The sequence below is a fragment of the Azohydromonas caseinilytica genome (assembly GCF_012927045.1).
Lineage (GTDB): Bacteria > Pseudomonadota > Gammaproteobacteria > Burkholderiales > Burkholderiaceae_C > Azohydromonas > Azohydromonas caseinilytica.
This window is the reverse complement of the sequence record NZ_JABBFW010000003.1, coordinates 342,586-357,157: the sequence shown is the minus strand read 5'-3', so window position 1 is coordinate 357,157 and position 14,572 is coordinate 342,586. Positions and strand designations below refer to the sequence as shown.

The 14,572-nt window shown below is 65.7% G+C and carries 15 protein-coding genes and 1 pseudogene; 2 read left to right on the top strand and 14 right to left on the bottom strand.

From position 1 onward, the window contains the following. Window positions 1-8 precede the first annotated feature (8 nt). From HHL10_RS07055 to ribBA, 9 genes are all read right to left on the bottom strand, one after another. Window positions 9-665, bottom strand: a complete 657-nt coding sequence (locus tag HHL10_RS07055) for a response regulator (protein ID WP_169159626.1) — start codon at window positions 663-665, stop codon at window positions 9-11. Between the two features lie 224 nt (window positions 666-889). Then, complete coding sequence (gene tolA, locus HHL10_RS07050) at window positions 890-2,053, bottom strand: cell envelope integrity protein TolA (protein ID WP_169159625.1); 1,164 nt, start codon at window positions 2,051-2,053, stop codon at window positions 890-892. Further along, entirely contained in the window at window positions 2,053-2,484 is a 432-nt protein-coding gene (gene tolR, locus HHL10_RS07045; RefSeq protein WP_169159624.1) for a protein TolR, read from the bottom strand. Before tolR ends, tolA begins: the two co-directional genes overlap by 1 nt. 1 nt (window position 2,485) lies before the next feature. Beyond that, window positions 2,486-3,193, bottom strand: coding sequence for a protein TolQ (tolQ, locus tag HHL10_RS07040; RefSeq protein ID WP_169159623.1), 708 nt, complete (start codon window positions 3,191-3,193; stop codon window positions 2,486-2,488). After that, the gene (gene ybgC, locus HHL10_RS07035; RefSeq protein ID WP_169159622.1) at window positions 3,190-3,618 is read right to left on the bottom strand and encodes a tol-pal system-associated acyl-CoA thioesterase; all 429 of its coding nucleotides are present in this window, start codon (window positions 3,616-3,618) and stop codon (window positions 3,190-3,192) included. Before ybgC ends, tolQ begins: the two co-directional genes overlap by 4 nt. An 11-nt stretch (window positions 3,619-3,629) precedes the next feature. Beyond that, window positions 3,630-4,814: a pyridoxal phosphate-dependent aminotransferase gene (locus tag HHL10_RS07030; RefSeq protein WP_169159621.1), complete on the bottom strand. Its 1,185-nt coding sequence runs from the start codon at window positions 4,812-4,814 to the stop codon at window positions 3,630-3,632. Between the two features lie 24 nt (window positions 4,815-4,838). Next, a complete protein-coding gene (nusB, locus tag HHL10_RS07025; RefSeq protein ID WP_169159620.1) occupies window positions 4,839-5,321 on the bottom strand; it encodes a transcription antitermination factor NusB in 483 nt (160 codons plus the stop codon). Next, window positions 5,318-5,785 carry a 6,7-dimethyl-8-ribityllumazine synthase gene (gene ribH / locus HHL10_RS07020; RefSeq protein ID WP_169159619.1) on the bottom strand — a complete coding sequence of 156 codons (468 nt, stop codon included), beginning with the start codon at window positions 5,783-5,785 and terminating at the stop codon, window positions 5,318-5,320. Before ribH ends, nusB begins: the two co-directional genes overlap by 4 nt. A 2-nt stretch (window positions 5,786-5,787) precedes the next feature. After that, the gene (gene ribBA, locus HHL10_RS07015) at window positions 5,788-6,903 is read right to left on the bottom strand and encodes a bifunctional 3,4-dihydroxy-2-butanone-4-phosphate synthase/GTP cyclohydrolase II (RefSeq protein ID WP_169159618.1); all 1,116 of its coding nucleotides are present in this window, start codon (window positions 6,901-6,903) and stop codon (window positions 5,788-5,790) included. A 678-nt stretch (window positions 6,904-7,581) separates the two neighbouring features. Here ribBA and HHL10_RS07010 point away from each other — a divergent pair. Both HHL10_RS07010 and HHL10_RS07005 read left to right on the top strand, forming a co-directional pair. Further along, window positions 7,582-8,676, top strand: a complete 1,095-nt coding sequence (locus HHL10_RS07010) for a hypothetical protein (RefSeq protein ID WP_205832936.1) — start codon at window positions 7,582-7,584, stop codon at window positions 8,674-8,676. Window positions 8,677-8,795: 119 nt separating this feature from the next. Further along, window positions 8,796-9,458, top strand: coding sequence for a hypothetical protein (locus HHL10_RS07005; RefSeq protein WP_205832935.1), 663 nt, complete (start codon window positions 8,796-8,798; stop codon window positions 9,456-9,458). 70 nt (window positions 9,459-9,528) lie between these two features. Here the strand turns inward: HHL10_RS07005 and HHL10_RS07000 are convergent. From HHL10_RS07000 to HHL10_RS06980, 5 genes and pseudogenes are all read right to left on the bottom strand, one after another. Next, a pseudogene (locus HHL10_RS07000) lies at window positions 9,529-10,542 on the bottom strand (IS701 family transposase). A gap of 192 nt (window positions 10,543-10,734) precedes the next feature. Next, window positions 10,735-12,099 (bottom strand): Fic family protein, encoded by a 1,365-nt coding sequence (locus tag HHL10_RS06995; protein ID WP_169159615.1) that lies wholly within the window; start codon window positions 12,097-12,099, stop codon window positions 10,735-10,737. Window positions 12,100-12,239: 140 nt separating this feature from the next. After that, window positions 12,240-12,860 (bottom strand): riboflavin synthase, encoded by a 621-nt coding sequence (locus tag HHL10_RS06990; protein ID WP_169159614.1) that lies wholly within the window; start codon window positions 12,858-12,860, stop codon window positions 12,240-12,242. Between the two features lie 23 nt (window positions 12,861-12,883). Continuing rightward, window positions 12,884-14,008 (bottom strand): bifunctional diaminohydroxyphosphoribosylaminopyrimidine deaminase/5-amino-6-(5-phosphoribosylamino)uracil reductase RibD, encoded by a 1,125-nt coding sequence (gene ribD, locus HHL10_RS06985; RefSeq protein ID WP_235971138.1) that lies wholly within the window; start codon window positions 14,006-14,008, stop codon window positions 12,884-12,886. Between the two features lie 55 nt (window positions 14,009-14,063). After that, complete coding sequence (locus HHL10_RS06980; protein WP_169159613.1) at window positions 14,064-14,537, bottom strand: type IV pilus modification PilV family protein; 474 nt, start codon at window positions 14,535-14,537, stop codon at window positions 14,064-14,066. Between the last annotated feature and the right edge of the window lie 35 nt (window positions 14,538-14,572).

Sequence of the window (14,572 nt, the reverse complement as noted above, 5' to 3'; positions counted from 1 at the left end):
ACGGCGCTTCAGCGGGCCAGGGGCGCCGGGGCGGTGGTCGTCGCGCGGGCCAAGCGCTCGCTCAGCAGCGCCGGCAACTCGGCCACCAGGCGGGGCTTGTGCACCACCGGCACGCCCGCCAGGGCAAAGGTGTAGGGAGCGCGCTGGGCGTCGTCCAGGGCGGTCAGCACGATGAGCTGGCTGCGTGCGAACTGCGGGTGCGTGCGCAGGCTGGTGATGAGCGTCGCGCCGTCGATGCCCGGCAGCAGGATGTCCACGATCAGCACCGCCGGCTGCAGCTCGCCCGCCATGGCCAGGCCCGCGATGCCGTCGTCGGCCACATGCAGCTCCACGTCCGGGAACTGCTCGCGCACCAGCAGTGACACCAGATGCTGGAAGTGCGCCGAATCCTCGATCAGCAGCACCGTGCGGCTGGCGGAGGGGGCCGGCTGCGCGGGCTGCACCGCGCCGCTGTGATGGGAAGCGAGCCAGCGCTCGACCGAGCTGCGCGAAATGCGGCGATGGCCGCCCGGCGTCTTCCAGGCCTGCAGCTCGCCGCGGTCCACCATCAGCTGCACCGAGCGCACCGCCATGCCCAGCCATCGGGCCACCTCCAGCGTGGTGCAGTGGTCGGCGGCGCTTTCCACGGGAGCCGGATGATCGGAGACGGGGCGCGTGGCAGTCATGTATCCATTTTTGCCGACTTGTGGATTTCGTGTTCTACCGTGTTTACAGGAATAGCAATTTCACCGATTGCACGCGAATCGGGCCCGGGCGGGTCGGAAAAAGCTGTCAGTTTGGCGCCAATGCCCCTACCGGCGCGCGGTGGTGCCCTGGCGGCGCCGGGCTCCTGGGTGTAGAGCGCGCCCGGCCCGGGCCCCGGTGAGGGCGCGGCGCCGGGCCGGCGGGCTCAGTCGTTCGGGCGGAAGCCGATGACGATGGCCGAGGGCACGCGGCCATCGGTGTCGCGCGGCAGCACGCCGGTGCGGTCCACGGCGCGCAGCACGGCCTGGTCCCACTCCGGGATGCCGCTGCTGCGCACCAGGCGGCGACCGATGATGGTGCCGTCCGGCGCGGTGCGGACTTCCACTTCCGCCTTCGGGTTGCCGCTGACCTCGTCGCCGAAGACGATGTTGGGCTTGACCCGGGCCACGATGCGGCCGGCGTAGGCGGCGGAAGGACCACTGTCGCGGTCGGCCTTGCCGCTGGAGCCCGGCGCGCCTTGGCCGCCGGGGCTGCCGGCCGAGCCGCCGACCTGGCCCATCATGCGGGCGAGCTGCTGCTCGCGCAGCTTGGCCGCCACTTCCTGCTGGCGCTTGTCCTCGGCGGCGCGGGCGCGCTTCTCGTCGGCTTCCGCCTTGGCCTTGGCTTCGGCCTTGGCGCGCTTCTCCGCCTCCTCGGCCTTGGCGGCCTTGGCCCGCTTCTCGGCTTCTTCCGCCTTGGCGCGCTTTTCCGCCTCGGCCACCTTGGCGCGCTTCTCCTCGGCCTCGGCCTTGGCGCGCGCCTCGCGCTTCTCGGCTTCGCGCTGCTCCTTGAGCCTGGCCTGGCGCTCCTGCTCCACCTTCTCGGCCTTCTCCTTGGCGAGCTTGTCGGCCTTTTCCTTGGCCAGCTTCTCGGCGCGGGCCTTGGCTTCGAGCTCTTCCTGGCGTTCACGCTCACGCTCGCGGCGTTCGCGCTCCAGGGCGATCTGGGCATCGCGCGGCGAGGGCGCCGCCGCGGCCTTGGGCGGCGGCGGGGGCGGTGGTGCCGGCCTCGGCGCCGGGGGAGGCGGCGGCGGCGGCGCGGGCGTGGGAGCCGGTGCGGGGGGCGGGGGAGGCGGTGCCGGCGTGGGCTCGCCCGCGGCCGGCGGCGCCGCTACCTGCGGCACGGAGGACCACAGCTCGGCGCTCACCGGCGTGGGCTCCTGGGCATGCCAGCTCACGCCCAGCGCCAGTGCGGCAATGAGGCCCACGTGCACCGCGGCGGCGATGGCCGCGCCGCGGCCGAGCCGGTCCGCGCTGGGCGGACGCAGGTTCTCGGAGCCGGCCGCGGCGGGCCCTCGGGGCGCGGGAGCGGGAGGAACCGGTCGCGCCATCAGCCGCCCTGCTTGACCGACAGCCCCACGCGCTGCACGCCCGCGCGCTGCAGGCGGTCCATCACCTGCACCACGCTCTCGTACTTCACCTGGCGGTCGGCCGAGATCACCACCGGCACGTTGGCGTCGCCGCCCTGGGCCTCCAGCACGCGCTCGCGCAGATCCCCCAGCGCCAGCGACCGCTCCTCGGTGTCGCCGTTGACCTTGAGCTTCAGCTTCTCGTCCTTGCCGACGATGACCTCGATCACCTTGTCCGGGCGCTGGCTGGACTTGCCCACGCTGGGCAGGTCCACGCTGCCAGTGGTGATCAGCGGCGCGCTGACCATGAAGATGATCAGCAGCACCAGCATCACGTCGATGAACGGGACCATGTTGATCTCGTTCATGGTGCGGCGGCGGCGGCTGCCGCCCCGTGCGGCGACTCCAGGCATCTCAGCGCCCCTGCGCCGCCGTCACCGGCGTGACCGTGGCGGGCGCGCCCACGTTGCGCTGCAGGATGTTGGAGAACTCCTCGATGAAGGTCTCCAGCTGGATGGCGAGGCGGTCGATGTCGCGCGCGAAGCGGTTGTAAGCCATCACCGCCGGAATGGCGGCGAACAGGCCGATGGCCGTGGCCACCAGCGCCTCGGCGATGCCCGGCGCCACGGTGGCCAGCGTCACCTGCGTCAGGTTCGACAGGCCGACGAAGGCATGCATGATCCCCCACACCGTGCCGAACAGGCCCACGTACGGGCTGATCGAGCCCACCGTCGCCAGGAAGCTCAGGTGGCTCTCGATCACGTCCAGCTCCCGTTGGAAGCTCGCGCGCATGGCACGGCGTGCGCCGTCGAGCTGGGCACCGGCGTCCAGGCGGCGCTCGCGCAGCTTCAGGAACTCGCGCATGCCGCTGGCGAAGATGCGCTCCATGGGCGCGGTCTCGGCCTTGGTGGCGGCGGCCTCGTGCAGCTCCTGCAGGCTGCGGCCGGACCAGAACTCGCGCTCGAAATGGTCGTTGCGCCCGCGCACGCGCTTGAGCCCGAAGAGCTTGGCGAAGATCACCGTCCAGCTCGCCAGCGACATGAACATCAGGCCCGCGATGACGAGCTGAACGATGGGGCTGGCGTGCAGCACGAGGCTGACGATGGAGAGGTCCTGGTTCATCCGGCTTGGGAAAGGGTGTTGATCAGTTCGTCGGGCATGCGCCGCGGGCGGAAGCTGTCGGCATCGACACAGCCGATGCGGATGCTGCCCTCAGCCAGCAGCGTCGCGCCGCGCCAGGCCTGCTGGTGCACCACCAGGCTGGCGCGTCCGGCCGGCTCGGGCCGCACCGTGACCCGCAGCTGGTCATCGAGCCGGGCCGGGGCGCGGTACTGCAGCTCGGTGCGCGTCACCACGAACAGCATGCGCTGCTCGTGGCGCAGCCGCTCCTGCTCGAAGCCCAGGTGGCGCAGCCACTCGGTGCGCGCGCGCTCGAAGAATTTCAAATAGTTGGCATAGAACACCACGCCGCCGGCGTCGGTGTCCTCCCAGTACACGCGCACCGCAAAGCTGAACGCGGGCCCGCCCGGGCTCGTTGACTGGTCCATGCGCAGCTCCTTCAACGCGACAGCAGCTGCTGCAGCCGCCGCACGGCCTCCTGCAGCTGCGGCATGGCGTTGGCGAAGCTGAAGCGCACGAAGCGTTCCGTGCCGGCATGGCCGAAGTCGCGTCCCGGCGTCACGCAGACCTGCGCCTTCTCCATCAGCTCGAAGGCGAAGTCCCAACTGCTGGCGCAGAAGGCCGAGGCGTCGGCCCAAACGTAGAAGGCGCCGTCGGGCAGCACCGGCACCTTGAAGCCGATGGCCTCCAGTGCCGGCACCAGCCAGTCGCGCCGGCGCCGGAACTCGGCACGCCGCGCCTCGTACTCGGCGATGGACTCGGGCTCGAAGCAGGCCAGCGCCGCGCGCTGCGCCACCGTCGAGGCGCAGATGAACAGGTGCTGCGCCAGCATCTCCACCGGCGCCACCAGCGCCTCCGGCAGCACCAGCCAGCCCAGGCGCCAGCCCGTCATGCTGAAGTACTTGGAGAAGCTGTTGACGCTGATGACGTCCTCGCCCCAGCGCAGCGCGCTGCCGCCGAAGCGCTCGTCAAAGCTCAGGCCGAGGTAGATCTCGTCCACGATCGTCACGCCGCCGCGCGCGCGCACGGCCGCGACGATGCGCTGCATCTCCTCGGGGTCGATGGAGGTGCCGGTCGGGTTCGACGGCGAGGCCAGCAGCACGCCGCGCGTGGCTGGCGTCCAGGCCGCCTCGACCGCCGCGGCGTCGAGCTGGAAGCGGTGCTCCGGCGTCGTGGGCAGCAGGCGCGGCGTGGCGCCGGCGGCGCTGACGAAATGCCGGTTGCAGGGGTAACCGGGGTCGGAGAGCAGCACCTCGTCGCCGGGCTCGAACAGCACCTGCGTCAGCAGCTGCAGCGCGGCCGAGGCCCCGGCCGTGACCAGGATGCGCCGCGCCGGGATGTCCAGGCCGAAGCGCTCGCCGTACCAGCGCGAGATGGCCTCGCGCAGCTCGGGCAGCCCGGCCGCGGGCGTGTACTGCGTGCGGCCGGCGTCCAGGCAGGCCTGGGCGGCGGCGAGCACCGGCGGCGGCGCGGTGAAGTCCGGCTCGCCGATGTTGAGATAGAGCATGGGCCGCCCGCCCTGTGCCGGGTCGCACAGGGGGCCGCGCGCGATCTCCGCCGCGGCCTTGGCGCATTCCATGACGTAGAAAGGCTCGATGCGATCGAGCCGGCGCGCCAGCTTCATGGTCAAGCGTGAGGGAAGGGCGCGTCAGCGCGCGTTGCGGGCGCGCGCGGCGGCCACTTCCTTGGGGCGCAGGTCGGCGGCGGCCTTGTCGAGCACGCCGTTGACGTAGCGGTGCCCGTCGGTGCCGCCGAAGCTCTTGGCCAGTTCCACGGCCTCGTTGATGGCGACCTTGTAGGGCACGTCCATGCAGTGCTTGAGCTCGTAGGCGCCGATCATCAGCACCGCGTGCTCCACGGGCGAGAGCTCGGTGGTCTTGCGGTCCACATGGCGGGCCAGCACCGCGTCGAGGTCGGCGGCCTCGTTGATGCCGCCGTGCAGCAGCGCGTCGAAATGCGCGCGGTCGCACTTGTCGAACTCGGCGTCGGCCTGCTCGCGCACATGCGCCTCGATGGCGCCGGCGTCGGCGCCGCCGATGAGCCATTCATACAGGCCCTGCAGGGCGTACTCGCGCGCGCGGCGGCGCGCCGACTTGGCCGCCGGGGCGGCTTTCTTCTGGGGGGGATTCACAACAACTCGTCCAGCAGATTGGCCATCTCCACCGCCACGCGGGCGGCGTCGCGGCCCTTGGGTTCGGCACGAACCCAGGCCTGATCCTCGTTCTCGACCGTGAGGATGGCGTTGGCAATGGGGATCTGGTGGTCCAGGGCCACGCGGGTCACGCCCGCGCCGCTCTCGTTGGACACCAGCTCGAAGTGGTAGGTCTCGCCGCGGATGATGCAGCCCAGCGCCACCAGGGCGTCGAAGTGGTCGTCGCCCGAGGCCATGGCCTTGAGCGCCAGCGGCACTTCCAGCGCGCCCGGGACGGTGACGAGGCGGATGTCCTCCTCGGCCACGCCCAGGGCCAGCAGCTCGTCCATGCAGGCCTTTTCCAGGGTGGAGGTGATCGCGTCGTTGAAGCGCGCGCGCACGATGCCGATGCTCAGCCCCTGGCCGTCCAGCCCCAGCGGCTGGCCTTGATCCGCGTCCAGCATATTTATTGAGTGTCCTTGTCGTTGGCGGCGGCGACGAAGCCCGTCACCTCCAGGCCGTAGCCGGTCATGCTGGGCATGCGCCGCGGGTTGCCCAGCAGCTGCATGCGCGTGATGCCCAGGTGGCGCAGGATCTGCGCGCCCACGCCGTAGGTGCGCAGGTCGATCTGGCCGGTGCGCGGCGCCACCGTGGTGCCCGCCGGCGGCAGCAGGCCCGGCAGCAGCGCCGCGGCGTCCTCGCCGCAGTTGAGCAGCACCGCCGCGCCGGCCTCCGAGGCCTGCAGCCGCGCCAGCGCCGCAGGCAGCGGCCAGGAGTGGCGGCTCGTGCCGGTGTCGAGCAGGTCCAGCACCGACAGCGGCTCGTGCACGCGCACCAGCACCTCGTCGCCGGGCTTCCAGCTGCCCTTGGTCAGCGCCAGGTGCAGGCCGCCGGAGCGGTCGCGGAAGGCGTGGCAGTCGAAGGTGCCCTGGGCCGTCTGCAGCTCGCGCTTGCCCAGGCGCTCGATCAGCGTCTCGTTGTGGCTGCGGAACTGGATCAGGTCGGCGATGGTGCCGATCTTGAGGCCATGCTCCCTGGCGAAGATTTCGAGGTCGGGCAGCCGCGCCATGGTGCCGTCGTCGTTCATGACCTCGCAGATCACGGCCGCCGGCGAGCAGCCGGCCATGGCGGCGAGGTCGCAACCGGCCTCGGTGTGGCCGGCGCGCATGAGCACGCCGCCGTCCTGGGCCTGCAGCGGGAAGATGTGGCCGGGCTGCACCAGGTCCGCCGGCACCGCGTCGCGCGCCACCGCCACCTGCACGGTGCGGGCGCGGTCGGCGGCGGAGATGCCGGTGGTGACGCCGGTGGCGGCCTCGATGGAGACGGTGAAGGCGGTGCCGTGCACGGTGCCGTTGCGCGCGGCCATGGGCGGCAGCTGCAGCTTCTCGCAGCGCTCGCGCGTGAGCGTGAGGCAGATCAGGCCGCGCGCGTGCTTGGCCATGAAGTTGATGGCTTCCGGCGTGACGTGGTCGGCCGCGATGACGAGATCGCCTTCGTTTTCGCGGTCCTCCTCGTCGACGAGGATCACCATGCGGCCGGCCGCCAGCTCGGCGACCAGCTCGGGAACGGGTGAAATGGGCATCCCGCGATTGTAGGCGGGCCCCCTGGTTGGGCCCTGGGCAAGCCCTTGCGGTGGGCCAGCAGGAAAGCCGGACCGGCATTGCCCGGAGGCTGATGCGTTTCGCTTTCCATCCCGTCATTCCCGCGGAGGCGGGAATCCAGGCGGCCCCCAAGCGGATCGCAAGCGCACCCGCCGGCGTGAAGCACGTCACCGCCGCAGGAACCAGCCCGCAATTTCCGGCGTGAATATTTCACGGCTGCGCCCGGCGTTGCCTGTGGCATTCGGCCCTCGCGCCGCGCATGACACATCTTGTCACCCTATCTGCCTACACTGGATTCGTGGCCACGGCAGGGGTTTGCACTGTGGCATTTCAAACCACCGCCGCCCTGATTCATGCCCTCCCCAGCGGACAACGACAAGCTGCCTTACCGGCTCACGCAAATCCTGCGTCGTCTCAACGAAGGTCAGAACCCGGAGGCGCGCGCTGGCCGAGGAATTCAACGTCAATCTGCGCATCATCCAGCGCGATTTCAACGAGTGTTTCTCGTTTTTCCGCTGGAGCGAACGGTCAGCGCCGCGGTTGAAGCCGCAATAGTGCGCATCAAGCGCCGGAAGAAATTGAATTGCTCGTAAATCAACATATGCGGCGCCATCTTGGCAGCTGAGTACAGAAATCCTAAAACCAAAGCAGGTAACAAAATGACGAAAGCTCAATCTACAGATATTCGTGTGGCTCTTTTTGGCCAAAGTGGAGCGGGAAAGACGACCTTTCTGGTAAGTTATTTTGGAAATCAGCAGCGGCATTCATTCGAGCAAAAGCATGGCTATCGACTTGAGGCAGATGATGTGGCCGTCGGTAACCAACTTTTGAGTCGTTATTATAAGATGGAGTGTGGACAGTTTCCGGATGGAACCAGTGTATCCTCGGAGTATAAATTCAATCTCAAGCTGGCCGGTCTTTCTGAACCGGGTTTGCATATTACATGGGTAGATTATCCGGGTGCTTGGTGGGAGAGCCAGCCAAAAGATTCTGCCGAGAAAACATCGCGCCAAAATGCTTTAAGTGGGCTTCTTGGTTGTCACGTGGGCCTGTTGCTCGTTGACGGAATGCAGTATCGGCGGCACGGCCTTTCGTATGTTCGCGCACTTTTGGATCAATTCAAGAGCGAAATTAGAAGACTGAAAGATGCAGCAAGTAAGGTGACTCAACGAGAGAACTTTCCGCAAATCTGGCTCCTTGCCATCTCAAAGGCTGATGTTCTGTCTCCCGGTACGACTGCTGAAATGATTGGCAAGGAAATCACCATGGGGGCCGCAGATCAAATCAAAGGCGTTGCGGACGCTTTGGATTCCAAGCAGTTCGGCCATCAATATCTGCTGCTTTCGTCCGCAGAGGCTGACGGCTCGAAGGTGCTTGATGCCACGAAGTGTATTGGTTTCCAGTTGCTGGCTCCTATTGCCCTTGAATCAATGTTGCTTGATGCAGTAGCAGAGGCCAGAAAGAAAGAAAATGGTCGCTCAGGCTTGTTCGCAAAAGTTCTAGACACCCTGTCTTCCATTGTTGACATGGTGGATTCATTGGACGATTTTCTGCCCCCAAAATACCAGGTGTTCACAAAGCTGTTGAAGGCTATGTCGATCAAAGAAGAGCTGAACAAGGGCGCCAGTCACTTCCGGGAAAAACAGGCGGCTGCATCCAAGCGGGGGGACATCATCGCGGCCACAGCTTCAGCAATGAAGGCTGAATTATCTTCGCCCATGGCTCGAAAAGCGTATTTCAATAATCAAGCCTGATCATGCAGCAGAAAACAATGTCGCTATCGCTTTCAGGGGTCTCGTGGGATAAAGTTCTTTAGCGAACTCGTGGCAAAAACTGGGATTATGCCTTCATACTTCGGCCGTCGCGCGTTGGATTGAATGGTTGGTATGATTTTCACGCCAAGGCGTTCGAGGGAATGTCCGCAGGCGCGGAGACGCAGATCCGCGCTGGCGTGCTGAAAACGGCGGCAGGCCGTTATCATTATGTGGCGACCGTATTCCAGGATGAAATTCGTCTGGATAAGTTTGGTCGACCTATTTTCCATTATATTGCTTGGGTTCTGGAAGGGGGAGATAGTCGATTGGAGTCGGTGCGCATGCCCAGAAACTGGGGCGTGCAATTGGCTCGATTGCTTGGGGAGGAGATTGACAAAATATATTCATTTCAAGCCTTTAGTGGTGAAGGAGGCGACGCGGAACAGTGGTTTAGTCACGCCTGTCATAGGAGAGAATTATTGTCATTGGGGGATGCTGACTGCTCGCTAATACCTGTTGATAAAGAAGTGGAAATCATTGAAGACAAGTCGGAGTGTGACGGGTCTGGTGCGGAATCGGCTGCATGCCGGAATATATCGGGGTGCGTGGATAATGGCCCGCTTAGTGCAATCCAGATGCGGCGCCGCAGTGCGGCTGCATCAGAAATGCCTGCGGCGTCACCATTGAATTGGAGTGTCTTGGCTGCCCTGTTGCAAGGATTAATTTCGCGCATGCGTGGAATCGTTGAGCGACTTGGCAAGCATGGTGGTAAGTCACGGTAGCTTTAGTTTTTTTTAGGACTTACGCAAGGCGCCTTCAGCTAGCGCCGAAGCTTTGCTTTTCGGCGCTACTTCAGACGTGTGCCATCCGTACCGACGGGTTTTTCAGCTCTTGCTTCATGTAGCTCGATAGCATCTCCTTTTTGATGCTGTAGATGTTCTACTTCAGCTCTCGGGCCAGCTCGGACAAGTACACCCAGACCAGCATCGCACAACCAATATGATTCCTCTGGGCACGTGCCGATCGGCACTGACATTTCTCGATGCCCAGCGTTTGCTTGACTTCTCGATGATATTGTTCGATTTTCCAGCGAACGGCGCACATTTCTCGCGTGCCATTCGTTGAATCTTGAGAAAAATCGTTCGTCACAATCCATTCCGTGCGGCTTTTTTCAACCGCGACCCGGAACAGTTTGAGCTTGAAGTCTCCCGGGAACCCATGCACCTTGACCAGTTTTCCGTGCGCGGCTTGCTTTGACGTCCACTGCAATTCGCTCACTGCCTTGTAGGGCTCTTCGCCACCACTGTCATCGACCTTGCGGTTGCTCTTGAGCGGGCAGTAGAAGAGCTTGTCTGAGGCGTGGATGTGCTTCATCAGCTCCTTGGTGGCGTACCAAGAGTCCATCAGTACGGTGCGAAAGCGCAGCTTCTTGCCGTGGATGGCGTTATCGAACATCTCCCTGGCATGGGCCAGTTTGGTTTTGTAATCTTCGTCGGGTGCGTAAACACGCCAGTCGATGACCCAATAGCGGCCTGTCCTCAAATTGACGTACAGACAGTTGACCACGCCAATGCCTTTGATCAGTCGATGGGCGTTGCCGCTGTACTGCAGACGCACCAAATCGATCTTGTGGGCGTGGTTCTTGTCCAGGACGCTGTCATCAAAAATCAAGCAAGCGTCATCGTCATATTCGATGACGTCTTTGACGCTATTCCACAGCTCCTCGGGGGTTACGTTGTCGTCCTGCAAATAGCGGTTGATGGCGTCATGCGAGAAGTGCGGATGGTGATCTGCGAAATAGGTTTGTGTGTAATTGGTCTGACTGGATAAAATGAACTGACAGTAATCACGACGAGTTGGCTTCACAGAGTTCCTCGCGCATGAGTGAAGCCCCTATTTTACTCAACCAAGTAACCAACTCAAAAACATTATGAAGTTTCTTTTGCGTAAGTCCTATTTTTAAAAGGTCACTGAAGTCAGAGTGGCAACGGGATTGCTGTGCGCGCTGTTTCGGGACTGTCTGCTTCTTGGCAATTTTTGGAAGATCACTTATTGCGCTCATTGCGGCCGACCGGCGTCAATCCATCCCTGCGTGGCCGACATCGTTAACCGATACCGCGCACAATTGAACACCTCCAGCTTTTTCAATTCATCCAGCAGCAGCGCCCGGAATCCCGGCGCCTCGTCCTCCGTAAGCTTCAATTCCTCAAGAGCAGCCTGCGCGGATTTGCGCTCCCTGACGATCAGGCCCATGGCGTCGGTCAGGCTTTCCCGGTAACGCAGCCGAAGCGGGTCCGGCATGCCCAGGGATTCCATGACAACCAGATACTTATTTATGGAGCGCCTGTAGGTCCAGGAAAATAAATCAACGGCGAGCGCGACGTCACGAAACTCGTACACACCGAGCATCGCGCGCGCATAGTCCTGGGTGTCCACGTCGAGGAACGACAGCGGCGCGCAGTTGTAGAGCAGCAGCGGAATGTTCGCGGCCAGGCGGCTGGTGCGCTTGTTGCCGTCCTCGAAGGGCTGCAAATAAGCCAGATTGACCCAGAGGAAAAAGGCGGCTTCGACCGGATTCTTGATAAGCCTTGCCTTGGCCACGATGCTCTCCAGCATTTCTTCGAGCATGGCGGGCACCTGGGTCGGCACGTAAACCGTGTCGCTGATATTGACCACCTTCTGGCGGATGGCGCCCAGGTCGTCGGTATCGGCCAGCAGGTCCTGCATCAGTACGGCGTGCAGGTTTCTCACGAGTGGGGTGGATAAACCCTGAACCGGCACGGCATCCACCAGAAATTCGATGGCCGTCTTGTGATTGAGCAGCATCACCGCGTCCGCATCGCTGCCCGCGGTGCCGCGCCTGAACAGTTCCTCGGTCGCCAGCAGGCTGTAGCGGTTGCCTTCCAGGCGCGACGAGGACCAGGAAAGGTCGATTAGCAGTTGCTCTAGCACCTTGCGCGCATAGGTTCCGGCGGGCTGCTGTCCCTGCAGGCGACCCGAGCGATGCAGCGCTTCGGCAAGCTCGCGAGGCATGAGCCAACTCTCGTTGGGCACGTAGTCGTCGACGAACCGGCGCTGGTACGTGACAGGGTTCCGTGCGGCCAGGGGCATGGCCAGCCTGCTGCTCATCGCCAACGCAGCCGGCGACCAGACCGGGAGCAGCCTGGATTCGGCCTGAGCTGGGGCCTCGGTGGCCGAAACCGCAGTGGCCTCGTTCGTGTCCTTGAGCCGGTAGCGCGTGGCACGCGCCCGGCCGGTGCGTACCACCGCGCCGCTGGCCCACAGCGCTTCCAGATGGCGGCGAACGGTGGCCGAGCTGCCTTGCGTGGCGTGAATGAGGTCGGTGGAGGAAGCTTCAAATTGCCCCGCACGGGCCAAGCGCCGCAGCGCCTCCAAGACGTCGTCGCGCGTGGTGCCGCTCATGTATCTGCTCAAGATTCGTTCAATGTTGAGCAGATTTTTGAGCAGATTTCATTCCGAATGAGCAGATTTTGAGCAGATTCCTGTCAGGGGGACTGGCCAACGGCGCACCGGCCCATCATGCAGCGGCTTGGCTCAGCGACTCACTTTCCCGCCCCCAACATCCTCTCCACATACCGCGCAATCAGATCGATCTCCAAGTTCACGCGGCTGCCCGGCTGCAGGTCGCCCAGGGTGGTTTCCTGGATCGTGTGCGGGATGAGGTTGATGCTGAACTCGCAGCCGGCGTCGCTGTCCTGCACGCGGTTGACGGTCAGGCTCACGCCGTTGACGGTGATGGAGCCCTTGTAGGCCAGGAAGCGGCCCAGCTCCTTGGGCGCGCGGATGCGCAGCTCCCAGGACTCGCCCACCGGCGCGAAATGCGTCACCTCGCCCAGGCCGTCCACGTGGCCGCTGACCAGGTGGCCGCCCAGGCGGTCGTGGGCGCGCAAGGCTTTTTCCAGGTTGACGCGCCCGGGGCGGTCCAGCCCGGCGGTCAGGCGCAGGCTCTCGGCCGAGATGTCGATGTCGAACCAGGGCGCGGCCGCGTCGAAGCCGGTGACGGTCATGCACGCGCCGTTGAGCGCGATGCTGTCGCCCAGCTGCACGTCGTCCAGGTAGCCCGCGGGCGGGGCGATGCGCAGCCGCTTGCCGTGGCTGCCGTCCGGGCCCAGGGGTTGCACGTCGGTAATGCGGCCCAGGCCGCTGATGATGCCGGTGAACATGTGAGTGATCGGGGTAGGGTGCTTCAGAAATCGCCGCGCCGCGGCGGGCGGGCCAGGATGCGCAGGTCGCGGCCCACGGCCTCGAACTCGCGGAACTCGAACTCCAGCGCCTCGGCCAGCGTCTCCAGCGGGCCGAAGGCCGCCATCTCGCGGCCCAGGCCGATGAGCTTGGGCGCCAGGTACACCAGCAGCTCATCCACCAGCCCGGCCTTGAGCAGCGAGGCATTCAGCTTGTGCCCGGCCTCGACATGCAGCTCGTTGACGCCGCGCGCGGCCAGGTCCGTGAGCATGGCTTGCAGGTCCACCTTGCCGCGCCCGCTCTCGGGGAAGAAGGCGACGTCGGCCCCGGTGGCGCGCAGCGCGGCCTCGCGCCGGGCATCGGGCACGGCGCCGTAGACCAGCACCGCGCCGGGTGGGGCCAGCAGCTTGGCGGTGGGCGGCGTCTCCAGCCGCGAATCGACCACCACGCGCAGCGGCTGCTTCGCGGTCTCGACCACGCGCACGTCCAGGCGCGGATCGTCCTCCAGCAGCGTGCCGATGCCGGTGAGCACCGCCCCGGCGCGCTTGCGCCAGGCATGGCCGTCGGCGCGCGCGGCCTCGCCGGTGATCCACTGGCTCACGCCGTTGTTCAGCGCCGTGCGCCCGTCCAGCGAGGCGGCGATCTTCATGCGCACCCAGGGACGCTGGCGCACCTGGCGCGAGAAGAAGCCGATGTTCAACTCGCGCGCCTCGGCCGCCATCAGCCCCTCATCGACGCGGATGCCCGCGGCGCGCAGCCGCGCGCTGCCCTGGCCCGCCACCAGCGGATTCGGGTCGCCCACGGCCACCACCACGCGCGCCAGGCCGGCCTGGACCAGCGCGTCGCAGCAGGGCGGGGTGCGGCCGTGGTGCGCGCAGGGCTCCAGCGTGACGTAGGCGGTGGCGCCGCGCGGGTCATGGCCCGCCTCCTGGGCGGCGCGCAGCGCCATCACCTCGGCATGGGCCTTGCCGGCCACCTGTGTGAAGCCCTGGACCTGCCAGCCCTCGCCGACGAGGACGCAGCCCACGCGCGGGTTCGGGTCCGACAGCCCGATGGCCGAATGCGCCAGGCGCAGCGCTTGCGCCATGGCCAGCTCGTCGAAGGCGGAGAAATCGGTGGCAGTGCTCATCCCCGGGATTGTGCCCAGCGCGCGATGCCCTCCCGCCGATGCCGAGGTGAAAAGCTCAGCGCGGCGCGCTGGCCGTTGCGGTTGGGATCGGCACCGAGGGCCGGCGCAGCGTCAATGAGGGCTCCACCACGCCCAGCGCGCCGGAGAAGGTGGCATCAAGGCTCGCCACCAGGCCGTGCAGCGACAGCGCCTGCGCCTGGCCGGCGCGGTCGTTCCAGGCGACATCGAGGCGCACCGCCTGCAGCCCGTCCTCTCGTGCCGACACCCGGCGCTGCAGCGTGAATGGGCCTTCGGCGGAGGCCGCGTCCTGCAGCGGCCGGGTGCCGGCGCGCAGGCCTTCGAGCTCGCGCTGCGCCAGTTGCAGCGCCTGCGCGCGCAACCGCGCCGTCTCGGCCTGGCCATGCAGCTGCAGATGCGCCTGCAGCAGTGCCAGCAGGCCGGCGCCCATGACGACGCAGGCGATCAGGGTTTCGAACAGGGTGACGCCTCGGGCATGGCGGCTGGCGTGGCGATCCGCCCGCAGCCTCACCCCCGCCCCTCTCCCGTGCGCGGGAGAGGGGATAG